This window comes from Oceaniferula marina (genome assembly GCF_013391475.1).
GTDB lineage: Bacteria > Verrucomicrobiota > Verrucomicrobiia > Verrucomicrobiales > Akkermansiaceae > Oceaniferula > Oceaniferula marina.
On sequence record NZ_JACBAZ010000002.1, the window covers coordinates 178,464 to 195,201 of the forward strand.

General features: G+C 52.5%; 12 protein-coding genes. 2 read left to right on the plus strand and 10 right to left on the minus strand.

What is annotated here, in order from left to right; translation table 11 throughout:
- The first annotated feature begins 94 nt into the window (after window positions 1-94).
- Complete coding sequence (locus tag HW115_RS05345) at window positions 95-511, plus strand: rhodanese-like domain-containing protein (RefSeq protein WP_178931567.1); 417 nt, start codon at window positions 95-97, stop codon at window positions 509-511.
- 122 nt (window positions 512-633) lie between these two features.
- On the opposite strand, the gene HW115_RS05350 is transcribed toward HW115_RS05345, so the two are convergent.
- From HW115_RS05350 to HW115_RS05390, 9 genes are all read right to left on the minus strand, one after another.
- Window positions 634-2,430 carry a metallophosphoesterase family protein gene (locus HW115_RS05350; protein WP_178931568.1) on the minus strand — a complete coding sequence of 599 codons (1,797 nt, stop codon included), beginning with the start codon at window positions 2,428-2,430 and terminating at the stop codon, window positions 634-636.
- Between the two features lie 164 nt (window positions 2,431-2,594).
- Window positions 2,595-4,658 (minus strand): Sip1-related alpha-galactosidase, encoded by a 2,064-nt coding sequence (locus tag HW115_RS05355; protein WP_178931569.1) that lies wholly within the window; start codon window positions 4,656-4,658, stop codon window positions 2,595-2,597.
- A 98-nt stretch (window positions 4,659-4,756) separates the two neighbouring features.
- The gene (locus HW115_RS05360) at window positions 4,757-5,398 is read right to left on the minus strand and encodes a carbohydrate binding domain-containing protein (RefSeq protein ID WP_178931570.1); all 642 of its coding nucleotides are present in this window, start codon (window positions 5,396-5,398) and stop codon (window positions 4,757-4,759) included.
- A gap of 227 nt (window positions 5,399-5,625) precedes the next feature.
- The gene (locus HW115_RS05365) at window positions 5,626-7,200 is read right to left on the minus strand and encodes a sulfatase family protein (protein ID WP_227021298.1); all 1,575 of its coding nucleotides are present in this window, start codon (window positions 7,198-7,200) and stop codon (window positions 5,626-5,628) included.
- 83 nt (window positions 7,201-7,283) lie between these two features.
- Window positions 7,284-10,472, minus strand: a complete 3,189-nt coding sequence (locus HW115_RS05370; RefSeq protein WP_178931571.1) for an Ig-like domain-containing protein — start codon at window positions 10,470-10,472, stop codon at window positions 7,284-7,286.
- A 93-nt stretch (window positions 10,473-10,565) separates the two neighbouring features.
- Window positions 10,566-11,240, minus strand: coding sequence for a PEP-CTERM sorting domain-containing protein (locus tag HW115_RS05375; protein WP_178931572.1), 675 nt, complete (start codon window positions 11,238-11,240; stop codon window positions 10,566-10,568).
- Between the two features lie 81 nt (window positions 11,241-11,321).
- Window positions 11,322-11,993, minus strand: a complete 672-nt coding sequence (locus tag HW115_RS05380; protein ID WP_178931573.1) for a PEP-CTERM sorting domain-containing protein — start codon at window positions 11,991-11,993, stop codon at window positions 11,322-11,324.
- Between the two features lie 130 nt (window positions 11,994-12,123).
- The gene (locus HW115_RS05385; protein ID WP_178931574.1) at window positions 12,124-13,689 is read right to left on the minus strand and encodes a LamG domain-containing protein; all 1,566 of its coding nucleotides are present in this window, start codon (window positions 13,687-13,689) and stop codon (window positions 12,124-12,126) included.
- The gene (locus HW115_RS05390; RefSeq protein ID WP_178931575.1) at window positions 13,686-14,207 is read right to left on the minus strand and encodes a sigma-70 family RNA polymerase sigma factor; all 522 of its coding nucleotides are present in this window, start codon (window positions 14,205-14,207) and stop codon (window positions 13,686-13,688) included. The genes HW115_RS05385 and HW115_RS05390 overlap by 4 nt, the downstream gene beginning before the upstream one ends.
- 435 nt (window positions 14,208-14,642) lie before the next feature.
- On the opposite strand from HW115_RS05390, the gene HW115_RS05395 reads away from it, so the two are divergent.
- A complete protein-coding gene (locus HW115_RS05395; RefSeq protein WP_227021299.1) occupies window positions 14,643-15,563 on the plus strand; it encodes a metallophosphoesterase in 921 nt (306 codons plus the stop codon).
- A gap of 39 nt (window positions 15,564-15,602) precedes the next feature.
- Here the strand turns inward: HW115_RS05395 and HW115_RS05400 are convergent, their stop codons facing one another.
- Entirely contained in the window at window positions 15,603-16,514 is a 912-nt protein-coding gene (locus HW115_RS05400; RefSeq protein WP_178931577.1) for a glycoside hydrolase family 18 protein, read from the minus strand.
- Window positions 16,515-16,738: the final 224 nt, after the last annotated feature.

The window sequence follows — 16,738 nt, forward strand, 5'->3', positions numbered from 1 at the left end:
CCTTGGCAAATACGTTGTTGGCGTGGAGCTTGTTACTGATTTTTATTGATTATTTGAGTTGCACAAAAGGAATGCCGGATGAACGGTCTTGGGTATGAAGGTTCAATACGGTATGGCTTGTTTATTGTCCCTGATCTTGTTGTCCGCCTGTGGTGTGAAGCGTGATCTCAAGGGCGCTGGTAGGGGGGCTGAAGTGCAACATGTGGATGTGTTGGAAGCAGCGAAGTTAATCGATCCATCGAAGGAGATTACCGTGATTGATGTGCGTACTCCTGATGAGTTTGTTTCGGGTGCCATTGAGGGCGCACGTAATCTAGATGTGCAATCGGCTTCGTTTAAACAGCAAGTAGAGGCATTGGATCGGGAGAAACCGTATTTAATCTATTGTCGCAGTGGTAACCGCAGCTCCCGGGCCCTGACTGTCTTTCAAGAGGCGGGTTTCACTCATCTCTATCATCTTGAAGGTGGTATCAAAGCGTGGAACAAAGCAGGCTTGCCGTTGAAACCTTGAATACATCATCGGCGTCTCTATTGGTGAGGGCGATGTGCTACGGGATGTCGGTGGATAAAGCGATTTCTCCAGACTGGCATTCGTTCTTCTCGTTCTTCTACCTCGACATCATCTCCAATCTCTTAAAAATTCACTTTGATTTCACTTGTTGTCTTGGATGGGACAATTCCCTGCAGTTTCTTTTCGTTTTTACCTTGGTCTCCGACGATCAGGGTATACTTGCCATCGGCAAAAACTTTCGGGCGGAAGGTGTCGCCTTTGATGCGTAGGGTATAGACTGTTTCACCACTAGCCTCTGCGATCAACTGGACAATTGGATTTTCCATTCCGGTAACTTTGATGGTCGGCAGGTATGCCTTTGCTTTGCGGCCGTAGTTGTCCATTTGGCTGACGGTCATGGGCCACCCGGGATACTGTTCCGAGTCGCCTCGCTTGAAGTCGGCGCCGCGCGGCCAGCACTCCATGGTGATCTTGCGTGTCTTTTTGTTGAAGCGGACGATGCCGTGTCCTGTGGCCTGTTTGGTCTGTTTCTTACGGGTGACAATCGGCGGGACATTTTCGTCGGGGTTGGCGTAACGGTGCATGGTGATCTTGTTATGGAAACCGTCTAGGAAGTCTCCTCCACGGGGCAGGGGGCCGACCTTGCGCAGGGCCTTTTTTTTCGGTTTCCAGACACGTGGATAGTGATTGACGATTGAGGGGACCGAGAAAGAGTACCCTGCGTCACCGAACTCATCGACCCCGTGCTGGATGACGGTGGCCAGATGCTGGTCACCGGCTAGCATGAAAGAAAAACTCTTGCGAATGGCTTTGATGGCCTTGTTACGACCATGTTGCGGCCAGCCGTTTGTATCGAGATCCATTTTTTGTGAAGTGTGCCCGTGACAGAAGATGCTTTGTGAAAGCACGCATTTCATATCGACTCCGCGCCAGTCATTGCCCCAGACTTCAAGGAATTTCAGCTGGCGTTTGCCTAGCATTGCCGCTTTGGAAGAATTGAGTTTTTCCGGTTTAACTCCCTGCGGGTGGTCAGGACGTCTACCCTTGCTGTCCGGGAAAATCTGCAGCGGAGCACTTTTAAACTTCCGGTCTTCTATGATGGCGAAGTCCACTCCACCGATGTTCAGGGAGGTGTAGTAGACGCCGATGCCTTGTTCTATAGGAGTTGGGTCGAAGGGGTCTGGCAGGTTGGCAGTCTGGGCGAATTGAACTTCGTTCACATACTGAGCCGTCTGCAGGTAGCCACCGTCGGCACCTCCATGTCTGCTAGACTTTTTGCCATTAGCTCCCCAGAGGTTACCCTGGCCGACGTCGTGGTCATCGGTGATCGAAACGGCTGGGGTGTTGCGTGTCAGTTCACCGAATTCGGAGCCGAAGATAAGCCATTCGTGGAGGTGATGCTGGTGGTGGTAGACTTGGTCTCCGGAAAAGAAGAGTAGGTCCGGGTTCTGCTTTTTCACCAGATCCACCATCTCCATCCTGGTGGCTTTGTCGTGGCGCGAGTTGCCGGTGAAAGCGGCAACTACAATCTCTTCTTTGTCGACCGGGTCCTTGCGGATAATGCCGTTGTATTTGGCCACTCCGTCAAGAGCCATGACGCGGTAATTGAAGTCCTTGCTGTGATCCCAGTGATCAATACGGAAGAGCAGGTTCCATGCCTGTGCTTCAAACTCACTGCCTTTGGTGTAGTAATTCTCGCGGATTTCACCTGTCGCAATAGGCTGCCATTTACCGTTTTTTTCCACTTCGAGATAGACCTGGCGGCTCTCATTCTTTTTAAGCGGATAGAACTGAACCATCATCTTCATGGTCCGGCCCTGAACCGTATACATCGCAAAGCAGATACGGTCCTTCGGCTCAACCTCGTTAATCTGCACCGGACTGTCCCAGTAACCTTTGGCCATGCCTGTGGCTGGCATGAGCAGTATAGCTAGCAAGACCGGTAATTTGATCATTTTTTTGATGGGATGGTGTTGCATGGGATGGTCTCTTATTTTCGGAGGATTATGCTCAGCTTGGAGCGCAGTACGTTCACTTATGTCAAACAAAGGAATACGTCCAGAGTTGATGAAAAATGATCGTTTTAGCGGGATTTGGTAATCACCACAGTTTGCTTTTCAGCTTTGACCGGGAGGTCTGCCAGGAAAAGGCCATTACCTTTGTTTTTGAACTCGATTCCCTTGGCCGAGGGTTGGCCGGATGCAAGCCAGATGGCAAAGGGGCCGGACTCATGCAGAGTCAGGCTGAGTTGATTTTGACTGATCGTGTTAATGTTCACCGTGGCGGCGGAGAGGTGTTTGTCGGTGCGCCCGATGACGGACCAGCCTTTCTGAATCGGGCTGAGCTGTACCAGATGCTCGCCGAAGCCGGCAATGCGGATATTGGTTCCTGATTCGGGAAGCTTTGTGGCTTGCTTGGACTGATGGTCGTAATAAAGCAGGCCGCCAACAGGCTCTGCCCATGGTCCGGGATAGGGCTGGATCATGGCTGATGCCGCTGCATACAGATCTTTGCTGAGAACACTTTCAAGCACAACTTGCTTGGAGCTTTTGTCATAGCTATGCAGGTTGTAAAAAGCGATCGCGACGGAGCGGTTTGCAAGCGGTGCCATCGTTCGATACATCCTCTGGTCCTGGCTATTCATGAAGAGATCCTCAGGCACGGGCGCTCCCGGTGCGATTGGGCGGATCAGTTGACCGTCTTGGTAGCAAAGCGGCCAGACTTTATTAGGAATCAAGTGTTTGGGGTGATCGGAGAGGTAGATCGGCCCGCCGGAAAGAGCCTTTGAAATGGCCATCATCCGCCCGGCTTTCTTGTCGGAGGAGTGAAACATATCGTGATCTCCCCATGCCGTATGCCCCAGCCAAGCAATTGAACTGAAGCTGGTGAATATGACATCACGGGCACGTGGACTGTTGACTTTGTAATCCGGACCACAGCGGCCGACATTGCTTTCTCCCGAGTTAAAAATAAAGTGAGGAATGTGCCAGTTGCAGTTGAGTAAGCCGTCAAACTGTTTGTCGATTTCCTTTTGAAAGACCCTGGCGTAGAGTGCGGTTCCTGCGGACGGGTTGTCCAGCGCGTGGTGGTTGTCGGCAGGGAAGCTGGCTGGCACGCCGCCTTTGGATCCAGCATAAAGAGGCAGCAGACTGCCGTAGAAATCAACTTTTATAAAGTCGATGTCATCGCGTTTGGAAATAGAAGTCAGGTGCGTTATGAACTTGCTGATGGATGCGGCATTGGGCTTGGGAACGGCTATTTTTGTCGCTGGGGTTGAGACCAGATGATCCACCGGAACGGGCGCTTTGGCCTTTTGCATGCCTCCGGCATTGCCCAATAGCGCATGCCACATACCTACCCACTTGATGCCCTCATCATTGCGCAAGTCGGTGAGGGGTTTGTAGCCATTGGGAAAAGCGGTATTCGGCAGCAAGGTGTCTCTGGCAAAATGTCCGTCGTCAACCAGCATGTAACGTATAGGCAAGGCATTGGCTTCCAGTGTATGGAATGCCTCGACAAGTTTTTTCTCGTTGATGTTTTTTCGAAAATGTTCCCATGAGCACCAGCCGAGATACTGGAACATTTCAGGATAGGTTTTGTTTTCGCGCAATTTCATGTTGCCACGAATTTGAATGGTCTCGGAGGCCTGTTTCCAAGCGCGTTGGGCGGCATCATAAGGTGATGCGGCGCGGGCCCAAGTGACAACCGGGATGTTGCCGGTCACGCTGGCCTGGCCTTTGGTGCCGAGCTTGAGGTATAGTTCGTCCTGTTGAGGAGCCAGCCATGCCCATGCGTGATCTCCACACAAGGGGAGAACTGCGAGGTAATCCTGCTTGTTGAGCTGGATAATGGCGAAGAGTCCTCCTTCCTTGGACTTTTCGGAAAGCAGCTCGCCGTAGACGCGGTTGCCTCCATACGGCCACCATTGCCCACGGTAGTAGACCGCTTGTTTGAAAGCAGGCAGTTTGAGGTGGATCTGTTCCAAGACCCCATGTTCGTCTGGAGTACCGGTATAAGATTGATAAATGCTTACGCCTTCTTGTTTGGTGGTGAGGTCTAGTGTGGTTGCCGCACCTGCGGTGAGGCTCAGGCCAAGGAGGAACAGGGAAACGAGGGCCGAGTTGATGATGGTGAAAGTGCCGTGCATTTGATGGGGTGGTGGTCTCTCGTGTTGGAAAAAAACGGGCAGTGAAGAGTGACCTCGCTGCCCTTGTTGTTTAGAAAAACAGAACGGAAAGTGGTTCTTTATTTGCGACGGCGCAGAATGAGGGACAGTCCGCCGAGGCTGAGTAACGTAGTGGAACTGGGCTCAGGAACAGCCGTGATGCTTACATCATCGAGGTGCATATCGTTGCTGGCCAGGTTGGCGGTCAGAGTCGACATGTCCTGGATCCAAATCGTTGTCTTTGTAGAGGCTGCGGAGAATTTGAGTGAGTACTCTTGGTAAGTGGTGTTCATATCCGCAGTGCTTGTCAAACTGCCTAATGTTGATCCTCCTAATCCCTCGCCGTCTAGTAGGCTGAGCTGGAAGTTTATATTGCCCGGTGCGTAAGCATTTGATGCCGTTCTCCCCCAGATGCTGAGCCTGTAGATTTGGCCGATTTCAGTGTTCACCGTTTGATAAAGCTCGCCATCGGGTCTGGAGCCTCCACCGTTCATGTTCAATGCCATTGAGCCAGAATGAACGTTTTCGTTTTTTGTTCTTACCTGACGATCTGTGTTGGATCCGATCGTTGTTTCAACCACGGTCCAGCCTTCGGGATTGGTTCCGTCATTTCGAGTATGTGCCGGAGATTCGAATCCGCCATTGAATACTAGGTTTGTTAGTGCAGCGTTCGCCAAGCCGGAGCTTACAAGCAGACTGCCAAGGATGATGGTTGTTTTCATATTGCTTTTGATGGTTGATTTTGTCTTGTGATCTTGCAGCTTACATAGCGAGCGATTATGTATGAGTTATATTCGGATGTGGGATCGATTGGCCAGATGCTGCGTTTGCGAAAACGCGTCTAATCATTGTGATAGAACGACAGACGATCTAACTTCTATTGCGGTGTTGTTAGCGGAGAGCTTGCCCGTATCGGATTCAAGGTGGTCTGTGTGAATGAACAGGTATTTCATTTTTTTGTTCGCCAGACTTTTCCGTAATTGGGGATGTCGACAGGGGAATCCAGATTCTGTTGATCGTTGAGTTTTTTCATTCCCGATTTTAGCTGGGACAAGAGTGTGTCTTTGATGGATGTCCATTCAGGATTGTCAGCGAGGTTGTTCATTTCCAGAGGGTCCTTTTGCAGATCAAACAACTGGATGCGTGCTTGATAGGGTTTCTGAACTTTGAATTCCTTTCCTTTCAGGGTGATTTTATTTCCGGCATAAGGGTAATAGATGAGTTTGTAGCGCTCCGTGCGGATGGCTCGTTGATAGTCGCGGTACATCCCGATGATACGATCTTCTCCCTGGTATCCTTCTGTACCTTGGATCATGGGATGTAATGATTTGAATTCAAAGGTTTGCGGGATGGGGATGCCACTCATTTCCAGTGTGGTCGGAGCCAGTGACTGGTAATAGACTTGCTTAGGTATGATTTTTCCTTTGGGGATACCGGGCCCGGAAAAAATCAAGGGGACGCGCATCGAGTGATCGTAGAGGTTTTGCTTTCCGATCAGGCCGTGCTGGCCAACGGCGAGTCCGTGATCGCCGGTGAAAACGATGATGGTGTTGTCTGCTTTGCCGCTTTTCTCCAGTTGCTCAAGAATGCGGCCGATAGCGGCATCGCAGTGAGAAATGATGGCATAGTATTCCTGGAGGTGAAGTTTGACGGCTTGTTCGGTTCTTGGGAATGGGGCGAGCACTTCGTCGCGAATCCGGTGGTCGCCGATGCAAAACGGATGCTCCGGCAGGTGGTTTGCCGGCACCTTGATTTTATCGAGTGGATACATATCGACATATTTCTGGGGGCTCTGCCGTGGGTCATGCGGGGCATGGAATGCGACAAACATAAAAAACGGTCGGTCTGATTTTTCGGCAGTGTTTTTTAGGAATTGAATGGCTTCATCTGCCCAGAGATCGGAGGAGTGAATCGGTGTTGATTTGCCATTTTCATCTTTGACTTTGCGCCATTGCCCTCCCCATTTTGGGTCGCTGGGGCTCCATTTTTCATCGGGTGAGCCGTCACGCCAGTAGGCTTCGCCGTTGAGGCCGGTGGATCCATACATGCCGCCTCCGGCCTTGCCCAGGTGGCTATAGCTGATACTTCGGGTTTTGTTACCATTGTGCCATTTGCCCGTCATAAAGGTATCATAGCCGGCTTTGCGGAATTGTTGGCCCCAGAGCGGGTATTGACCGTTGCCGGCTGTTTTGCCACCGCAGTTCCAAACCGTTCGCCCAGTGACCAGTTGTGCCCTGGCCGCGACGCAAACGGCGCCATTCCAAGCACCCATGTTGAAGGCGTGGCTGAAGGTGGTTCCCTGGCTGTAGAGCCGATCAATGTTGGGTGTCTGAATATCCGGATTGTTCCAGGCCCCGATGGTTTGCCAGGATTGGTCGTCGGTATAGAGAAAAAGAATATTCGGGCGTTCCGCTGATTTTGCCGTGTTTGTTTCTGCATGGCTGGTCGTGGCAATCATCGGACTACCGAGTAACAGTGCGCTTGTGAATATTTTGAACAGGATGGAGTGCGATGAGCTTTTCATGTTATTTTTTCTTTGGGTAAAGTAGATGCCCGCTTTGGTTCAGTGACGGAGGGCGAGCGGATGTCTTGTGGTTGGTTTGATGATTAGTGGACCCTTAAGCGCCAAAACAGGTGATGGCTGACGGTTTCTACAAACTGAAACGAGAGGGTGAGATCGCCGTTGGTTTGAGTGGTCGCGCTGACCTGTTTGATGGGTGAGCTGTTGGCGGTTGCCCGGTGCCAGGTTTGCATGTCTGCGCTGTATTCAAGGTCGAGGCTGTAGCCGTCTTGAAGCCCCGCTTCGGTGACCGTAAGGGCGAGCTTACCATCGGCATCGGGGTGGAGATCGGGGAGTTGGGTGATGCCGAGGGCAAATTCGATGACATTGGCCAGACCATTGTTGTTGTGGTCGGCAGCGGGAATGGCGGTAGTTTCCTCATCGTTCGCCCATTGTTGGAAGCGGCTGGGTTTGAATTGCATGCTGACTTTATCGATGATGGGGGAGACGCCGCTGACCACGGTGTTATCGATCCGGAATTCAAATTGGAACCCAAAGCCTTCGGGAAGGGCCGAGAGATCGATTTGGGCCGGGGTGGTGCTGACCACGCGTGCGTAGCCGGGGGTGTGATCGTAGGATTCCTGAACGTTTTGCCAGGTGGTCCACTGATCCACGGTTCCGTCGCCATCGGTGTCTACTCCGGCGCGGGCCTCGACTCCGTCGACCCAAGGGCCGGGGCTGATGTAATCGGTCGATTGCTGGGTGATGAGGTAAAATTGTCCTTCGGCAAACCCGACGGTCGGGTCGGGGTGTCCTCCTCCGAGTGATCCGGCGAGTGTGAACTCTTTGTAGATTGAACTGCTGGTAAAGCGGGCGCATTTGATGCCGGCCCCATGGACGTCGTAGTCGGCGAACAAGTAATACTGGGAACCCACCTTGATGGAGGTCCAGTCGCCGAAGGCATCTTGTCCCGGGCTATGAATCTCGTATTCGCAGGGGTTACTGATGTGGGAGCCTGCAACATGGGGGTGGGTGTAGGTGCCAATTTCGCCGGTGGGGGTAGTTCGATGGTCGATGGGTGGCAGGTGCTCGGCGGGCTGGAAGCCGGTGAAGCCGTCTTCACTGCTGGTGTGCCCCGCCAGAGGTGAGTCCCAGGAGTGGGTGGATGCCTTGATCGGGGTCCAGTCTTCGTGGATGATGTGGAACAGGCCGTCGGCATTGTCCCGGAAGACACTGCAGTCGGAACCGTGGGTGGGATCATTAAATGCCATGCCCATGAAGGTGCCAATGATGCCGTCTTTCAGGTTGTCATCGATGTAGAGGTGAGGGGTGTGGTCGTTCGGGTGGTCCACGTAGATGTAAAACTTGCCGTCTTTGTATTCGGCGGAGGTAACCCAGCGGTGGACAGGGGCGGTGATCGGACCGTGGTGGGTCCAATTGACCATGTCGGTGCTGTGCCAAGCGTGGTAGCCACCGGTGCTGCCTCGCCCGAGGTGGTAGTAATCCTTGTCACTCAGTGGAAGTAAGATGGTGGCGTCTCCGGCACCTGAGGCTCCGACATTGGGAACGCCGGTCCAATTGTCCCAGACGGGGGATTGCCCGAAGCTGATGGTGAGGGCTTTCTGTTTGCGGGTGAAAGATTTGACGGTGCTGCTGAACGAGGCGTTATCGGCTGTGGGTTCGAGCATGCCGTTCGCCAGAGTCAGGTTGGATGCGCTGTGCTGGCTCGCGGACCATTCCTCTTGGGTGTCAATCGTCCAGGTTTCACCAAAATCGGCGCTGCAGTTGGTGGTGAAGGTGTTGGATGCGGCATTTCCCCTGGCGGCTTGGCTGATGCTGGCTACCACTCCGGCTGGCAGGGAAATTTGAACGGCTCCGGGTGCGTTCGCTTGGACCGTTGCACAGAAAAAGCGCTTGGCGAAGTTGCGTTTGCCGCCGGAATTGAGTTGGGTGATCTTGCCGTTTTGAACAATGAAATCATTGGCATCCAAGCCGGTGACGGCTTCCGGGAAGCTCAGATGCACTTCAAATTCCGGAGTAGGAGAGGTAAGCGGTCCATAGATCGCAACCGGGACAGGGGGCGCGTAGTTGACGACCAGGGTGTTGGAGTGGGTGTTTGTTAGCTTGTCGCCGTCGGTGTCGGTGACGCGTTTTGCAGGCAGAGTCAAGGTGACATCACCGGCTTCTTCAGGGGTGACGAGCAGAGTGTAGTTGCTGCCGTTTCCCGATAGATTGGAGAGAGAAGCGTTCTGAACATCGAAGTCTGAAAGTTCGAGCCCTGTTACGGCTTCATTGAAGGTGAGGTTCACCGTGAAGGCTGAGGTAACTGAATTGCCAGCTGTGGAGAGCGTGGGGGTCGGTTGTTCGCTACCGGGAGCGACATACGTGATGCTCAAGATATCGGATGCCGGGTTCTGGTTGTTTTCACCATCGGTATCGGTCACTGAGTTTGCAGGAAGTTGAATGGTCACGTCACCATTGGACGTGGGTGTCACAAGCATGGACCAGTCTGTGCCAGATCCGCTGAGGCTACCGGGCTGGATCGATCCGTTGCTCACTGAGAAGTCGTTTTCGGCCAGACCGGTGATGGCCTCCGAAAAGGTGAGGGTGACGGTGAAGGGGGCGGATACGCTGGTGGTTGTGGTGCTAAGTGTGGCCAAGGGGACGGATTCATCCTCCACTACCAGCAGAGCGGTGTAGTGAAGGTTGGCAAACCCGTTTGCTTTGTGTGTTAGCTGTTGGCTGTTGCCGTCAGCAGTGAACGTGCCGATCGCGTATTGCCCCCAATTTCCAGCACCCGCAGTCAAGTTGACCGTGTTCGGGCTGGATTCGCCGTCACCATAGCTCATCACACGTGAGCTGGTGGCAGAGCGTTGATCGTTGAAGAAAATTTGGAGGCGGTAGCGTTGTCCGGGGGTCAGGCCGCTGATGGTTTGGGCGCCAGCGGCTGTTCCCGAGGTGGTGTAGGAAAAGCTGTCAATGATCTGGTCAAAGTTGGTATCACCGGTGCTATTGGTGGTGCTGGAAGCGGTGGCATCGTTGCTGGTGACTACCGGGGTAAATGTAAGATCCGCATAGTTTGCCTTGGTGAAGGCGTAAGTGGAGGTGCCGCTGCTGCCTCCGCCAGTGATGCTTGCTCCGCTGCCTCCGCTGGCGGAAAGGATGATGCTCCCTTCAATGAGGTCGCTTTTACCTGTGGCATGTTGAGCGGCCTGCCAGATGATCGGGGCTGCGGTGGCCGCTGTCACTAGTCCGAGCAGGATGGTGGAAGCCGAGAAAAGGGTGTTGAGTTTCATAGGGATGGATTGTGGACTTCAGGCTGGAGGCGAAAACAGGCAGTAAGGGATGCTTACTGCCTGTGAAAAAAAAGGGTGGATTGAAGCGTGATTTTACTTCCTGCGGCGCAGGATCAGGCTGAGTCCCCCGAGGCCGATCAGCGCGGCGCTGGATGGTTCGGGGATCGAGCGAACTTGGATGGCTGTAAGGTGGGAGTTACCGAACCCATCAGGATCCAATGTGAGATCAGGAGTGCCATCTGCATCAACCGTAAAGGTCCCAATGGCATATTGTCCCCACGGTGATGATGTGTCCTGGTTGGGATCACCCGCAACATTGACGGTTGCTCCGGTATGGGTTCCGTCGGTGCTGGCAAACTGCATCACCCGGTTGTTGAAACTCGTTCGTTGGTCGGTAAAAAAGACCTGAATTTCATAGGTTTTCCCTATAGCCAGATCTCCCAGGTCATAGTTGATGAGACCGGCTCCACCTCCACTGGTGATGTTAGTGAGTAGCAAATCAAAATCAGGATTGCCTGTGGTCGCTCCACTCAGCATCCCACCGGTTGCACCCCCCAGTGTATTGGTTCCTGCAAAGGTTACTCCATTGACTGTTGCGGAGGCTCCCCCGCTATTTCCCTCTGCACGGGCAAAGACCAGAGATCCGTTGGTGCTGATGTCTGTGGTCGCGGTGGTATTCTGGGCAGAGCCCCATGTGATCACAGCGGCTTCAGTTTCATTCGATAAGGCGAGTAAGCCGAAAGATGTTGCGATGAGTAGATTTTTCATGATTGTTGGTTTTTAAAGTGCCTAGGAAACGCACGGGATGTATATTTTTAAAACGAATGGTGCAGCGTGGTTCCACGCGTGTTACCTCTTGCGGCGTAGAATCAGGCTGAGTCCCCCGAGGCCGATCAGCGCGGCGCTGGATGCTTCAGGCACCGCACGAAGCTGATAAGCACTGATGTGTGCATTGCCGAAGCCCTGGGCATCGAGACCGAGTGTCTGGCTGGTTCCATCGGCAGTGAAGGTGCCGATCACAAATTGATCATTTACATCTGCAAAGTTCGCAGCACTCGCGTCGCTAAAATGCATCACTCGACCATCCAAACCACTACGATCCTCTACAAACCAGACTTGAAGCTCATACTTCTGACCGTCCGAGAGCTTACCTCCCCCAAGATCAATCGTGAAAAATCCGCCACCTCCACCGTATTCGGCGGTTGAAAGAAGAGCGTCGTAATGAGCATCAGCGCCACCCGCTTCCCATGCATCGTCAATAACCGGACTTCCGGGACCATTCCACTGATTATTAAGAAGGTCGGTATCAGTGTTGGTGAAGACGACACCATTGACTGTAGTGGTCCCTGTTGTTCCGCCGCCTGCGTTAAAGGCTTCCACGAACGTGCCAGCGGTGCTGACTTGAAGACCGCCTGTAGCGGAGGCATCAACAGCGGTTGCTGTTCCCCAAGAAATAACGGCGGCAGGAGCTAGCGTTGTTCCGGCTGCAAGAGCTGTTAAAATAGTTAAGTGTTTGATCATGTGCTGTTTCATAGTTTGATGTCAAAATTGCATAGCGAAGTGGCTGTGCCTCACAGCTTAATACCAGTGTTCTTGGAACGGTTACGAAATGAACCCAATTTTTTTCGCAAGCTTATCAGAGCCGGCAGGATCAAGGTTTGCCGGCCTCGTAGAGGGCCTGAATTTTCTTTTCACTCAAGGCGTGGTCGAAGATCATCACTTCATCGATGAATCCTTTGAATGTACGTTGGCTGTTGGGATAAATGGGATCACTCCAACTGCCAATGGTACACTGTCCGAATTGTGACTGGGAGGAAGGTGAGGATGGAGAGTTATGGGCACAAAGGCGAGATCCGATGCGCTTGCCGTCACAATAGAAGGTGGTGCTTTGATCACGGAGGTCACGGCTGACGGCAACCAAGTGCCATTGACCTTTGCGGATGATTCCGGAGGAAGTTTCGAAGGATTTTCCGCCGCGGATACCGCTCCGAAGTCCTCCCTTACGCGTTACCTGAAAGTGCGTCGCTCCCACCGGCCAGGCATCGGTATTGAGAATGGCCATGAGGGATGAGTTGAGGTTTGAGGCCTTGATCCAGGCCGCCGTGGTATAGGTGAGCGTTTCCGGGGGTCTTTCAAAGTGGAGGCTGACTGAGTTCTTGGGCTTGTCAAAAAACAAGGCTTGGGAAGTTTTGCTTCTCCCGGTGACCGCTATCGCATATGGCGCTTCCCCATGCGTGTTGGGCATGGCACCGCTGGCCAGGTTCGGAACCTTTCCTTGCTCTAGGTTATTGAAATCGTAGTAAAGCAAGAGGTCGCTGCGTTCCAGCATATCACGTTTGTAGGAGTCGACACGTCTCTGGCGCAGAGTTTCGGCGGTGGTGAATGTTTCGGCTCCTACGAATGTGGCAGAGCGGGGGGGGGCGTCCACGCTCCACTGCATCGACGTTCCACGGGTCACTTGCTGGGTTGGTTTGTTCAAGCTCGCGACTTCGACCAGGCCGTCAAAGACGTGCACGTTGGTTTCACCGGCAGGGTTGACCTGCACGCCGAATTCCGTGCCCAGGTCGATGATGTCCTTGCCTCCCGGGGTGGAGACTTTGAAACCGTGTGCTTCTGGAGGGCAGTGCGCCCACATTTTCCCCTGAGTGAGGATGACGTGTTTCTCGTTGAGAATTTCAAACCCGCAGTGGCCGTCGAGTACGATTTGGGCTCCATTGCGGAAGGAGATTTCGGCGATGCCCTTGTTGAGGGAGAGTTTTCCTTTGTCGAAGTTGGTATCATCAATCGCTGCATTCCCGGTGATCTCAGCGTTGTAACTGGCTTCCAGGGAGGCCATGGGCAGAAGTGCGTGTGTGGCCGCAATTTCGGGCTCCGATGGTAGCTGCGGTGCCTTGGCGACCAGCAGCAAGGTGATGGCGGCTGCGATACCTGCGCCGATGGCTGTGCCGCTCAGGACATGCCATTGCTTCCATACGAATCTCTTGGGCTGTTTGTTTTGTTTTGGATGGGTGGTCTCTGACTGGATGGAGGCGGGGCTCAGTGTGAGCAAGTGGTCGAGCTGGTTGTTTTTTAAGTAGATCCGGCGGGCTTCCGGGTTGCTTGCCAGAAGTTCACGGAATGCTTGAACCTGGGAAACGGACCCGTGACCGTCCTTGAGATCAAGCATGGTTTGCTCGATCCATTCGGTCAGGTTGGATTCCGGGGTGGGGGTATTCATAGGGATGAATTTTCCAGACGGGTTTCGATACATTGCTGCAGTTTTCGGCGGACGCGAAGCAATGCTTGTTTGGTGGCATTGGCGTTGGAGGAAAGGCAGATGCCGATGTCCTTGACGCGCATGTTTTTTTCGTAATAGAGCTCGAGCAAATGCCGACTTTTTTCCTGGAGCCGCGATTTACAGAATTGCAGGGCGTCCAATCGGTGGTCCAATTGCAAGGCTTCTTCTTCCGCTTCACCGGCGAAGGCTTCGACTAATTCGGGGGTCATGACATCGAGAGGGTCCCGTTTTTGGTCGCGCAGATAGGCGAGCACTTGGAAACGGGCAATACTGAAGGCCCAGGCATCGAAGTTCGTCCCAGCCTGAAAATCGTGTTGTTTACGCCAGAGCACCAGGTTGGTTTCCTGAAGCACATCCCAAGTTTGCGCGTGGCGCCCAAGCAGGGAGTAGATATAGCCGAAGAGCTTTTGTTGGCTCTCGGTGATCCGCTGTGCGTATTCCTGGGGGGGAGTTTCCATAATTCTTAATACCTCGTAAAACGATATACCACCAATTCCGGGATGGTTACGCTGATATTCGGTATTTTTATCGATCATTGTTGCTTACAGACCTCTGAAGTCTGCTCGGATTGGCTTAGAGAGCTTGTTTAGAAACCTGGGTCGTGAAATGCCGCTGGGTCGGAATAATACCATTCTCCCAGTTAAATTGGCAGAATGGTTTGAGTTTAAGATGATGAGTCAGTCAGCAAGCTGAATGGCAAGGGGGCACTGAATCTTTTAGATTTTATCGTTGTTGCGCGTCGGTTGCATAGCCCGCTATGCGCCTTCCTTGCGCCTAGTTAAAATCGAAAACCTTCAGTGCCATTCAGCCAATTTAACTGATCAAATGGAATAAGGATCGAAACAAGGTGGATGGATGAAATAATGGATGAAGTGGATCCGTTCATTCTGAGAATGAAGCGTCGCCATTTTCTTACCCTGCCTCTGAAGCTGTCTTCAGCCGCTGTCTTATCTGGAGCCGATCAATTGACCAAGAGTCAGTCGGCTCCGGATCTTGTTTTTGGAGTGATTGCAGATCCGCAGTATGCTGATTACCCGAATAAAGGAACGCGCAGCTACCGAGACAGCTTGCGAAAAATGAAGGGTGCGATGAAGGAGTTTAATGAGTTGTCATTGAACTTTGTGGTGACTCTGGGGGATGTGATCGACCGCGATATGAAGAGTTTTGCTCCTATGCTCGCTTTGTATCAGCAGTTCAAAGCGCCATGTCGGTTTGTGTTGGGGAATCATGATTTTTCGGTTCAGGATGATGAAAAGTCAGGCGTGATGAAGACCCTCAGCATGAAGCAGGCTTACTTCTCTGAGGAGATGGGGAATTGGCGGATGATCTATCTGGACGGAACCGAGGTGAGTACCTTCCGTTACCCCAAAGATGACCCGCGGACCTTGCAAGCCGAGCGTTTACTGGAGACTTTAAAAAAGAAGGGTGTGAAGCAAGCGCTTCCTTGGAACGGTGCGATAGGTAAGGAACAATTAGCCTGGTTGAAGCGGGAGCTGGAGGCTTCCAAGACAAAGCGGCAGCGGGTGATTCTTTTTAATCACTTTCCGGTTTGCCCAGGTGGCGGCGCGCATCACCTCTGGAATGCCGATGAAGTCACGGATGTGATTGCGACATACCCGAATGTGGTTGCCTACATGAACGGGCATAACCACCGGGGTCATTACCGTATGCACGATGGCTGCCATTTCCTCAATCTCAAGGGTATGGTTGAAACCAACCATCATAACGCATTTGCGCTGGTTCGTTGTTATGCTGACCGGATTGAGGTGGACGGCTTTGAGAGTGAGCCGGATCGGCACCTTGCTTTGGTTTGAGACCCTCTTTACTTGTTCATTGAACTTGAGGAGTCGTTCTTATTTTTGATCAAGAATAGCTTGCAGCAGTGATGTTTCCGCCTTTGTTGAATCCTGACCGAGCTCCCAGATCATGATGCCGGCGAGTTGCTGCTTTCGGGCGTAGCGAACTTTGAGTCGCATCGTGGCGGGGGAGTTGATGGCAAAGCCATCGACGGTGTCGGATGTGGCTGCTTGATGTTGAATAAGCTGGGAGTAGGCTTTGGCATCGCGCTTTTGATTGCGTCCGTAAAAGGGTACACCGAGGGCGATTTTATTCGGTGGGCACCCCCACTGGATGAGACGCTGCACATCGGCGGTCGATTTTTCGATCGTTGCCTGCGGGTAGGCATGGTCGTAAGACATGAGATGCACGCGGTCGACGGCGGCGTAGCCTTGTTTTTCAATGTTTTGCCAGGATGCCTGGGCGATGGTGACCTTCAAGTTGTTGGTATGAAAGACTTTGGCGGTATCGCGCAGCAGCGCTTGGTAGTCAGCCATTTCTTTTTTTCCTTTGGGGTGTTCCCAATCGTAGTCGATACCGTTGAAGCCATGCGTTTGGCAGAATTGGACCAGCCCTTGGATAAACTTCTTTTTGGCGATTGGGTTGGCGGCGAGCACTGGAAAGTTTTTTGAGCGCTTCCATCCTCCTGCACAGAGAAGCAATTGGCATTGGGCCGATTTCTGTAAGGATTTTAATTTTTTGAGAGTTTCTGGTTTGATGGTGTTCGCGGGTATTTCTCCATCAGCCTGAGGTTCAATGCCAAAATAGATCAAGGTGGTGACGCCTTTGACTTGGCTGGGTTGGATTGTGGCAACCCGGTATTCCGGGAGGTAGCCGATGACTTCCATTTGGGGGGCCGCCCGTAGTCCGGGTAGGATGATGAGAGTCAGGCAGGTACCAATCAGTAGGGTGAGGCGAAGCAATGGCATATCACCCCATACGTAGGAGGGCTTGTCGATTCTTCATCAACTGATATGTAATACCATTCTCCCAGTTAAATTGGCAGAATGGTTTGGGTTTAAGATGATGAGTCAGTCAGCAAGCTGAACGGCAAGGGGGCACTGAATCTTTTAGATTTTACCGTTGTTGCGCGTCAGTTAAAATCGAAAACCTTCAGTGCCATTCAGCCAATTTAACTGATCAAATGGTATAA

What these genes read in the sequence shown, in the direction of transcription:
- HW115_RS05400 (WP_178931577.1), bottom strand. Translation starts at nt 16,514, where the DNA reads ATGCCATTGCTTCGCCTCACCCTACTGATTGGTACCTGCCTGACTCTC.
- HW115_RS05370 (WP_178931571.1), bottom strand. Translation starts at nt 10,472, where the DNA reads ATGAAACTCAACACCCTTTTCTCGGCTTCCACCATCCTGCTCGGACTA.
- HW115_RS05345 (WP_178931567.1), top strand. Translation starts at nt 95, where the DNA reads ATGAAGGTTCAATACGGTATGGCTTGTTTATTGTCCCTGATCTTGTTG.
- HW115_RS05380 (WP_178931573.1), bottom strand. Translation starts at nt 11,993, where the DNA reads ATGATCAAACACTTAACTATTTTAACAGCTCTTGCAGCCGGAACAACG.
- HW115_RS05355 (WP_178931569.1), bottom strand. Translation starts at nt 4,658, where the DNA reads ATGCACGGCACTTTCACCATCATCAACTCGGCCCTCGTTTCCCTGTTC.
- HW115_RS05365 (WP_227021298.1), bottom strand. Translation starts at nt 7,200, where the DNA reads ATGAAAAGCTCATCGCACTCCATCCTGTTCAAAATATTCACAAGCGCA.
- HW115_RS05360 (WP_178931570.1), bottom strand. Translation starts at nt 5,398, where the DNA reads ATGAAAACAACCATCATCCTTGGCAGTCTGCTTGTAAGCTCCGGCTTG.
- HW115_RS05390 (WP_178931575.1), bottom strand. Translation starts at nt 14,207, where the DNA reads ATGGAAACTCCCCCCCAGGAATACGCACAGCGGATCACCGAGAGCCAA.
- HW115_RS05385 (WP_178931574.1), bottom strand. Translation starts at nt 13,689, where the DNA reads ATGAATACCCCCACCCCGGAATCCAACCTGACCGAATGGATCGAGCAA.
- HW115_RS05350 (WP_178931568.1), bottom strand. Translation starts at nt 2,430, where the DNA reads ATGCCAGCCACAGGCATGGCCAAAGGTTACTGGGACAGTCCGGTGCAG.
- HW115_RS05375 (WP_178931572.1), bottom strand. Translation starts at nt 11,240, where the DNA reads ATGAAAAATCTACTCATCGCAACATCTTTCGGCTTACTCGCCTTATCG.
- HW115_RS05395 (WP_227021299.1), top strand. Translation starts at nt 14,643, where the DNA reads ATGAAGCGTCGCCATTTTCTTACCCTGCCTCTGAAGCTGTCTTCAGCC.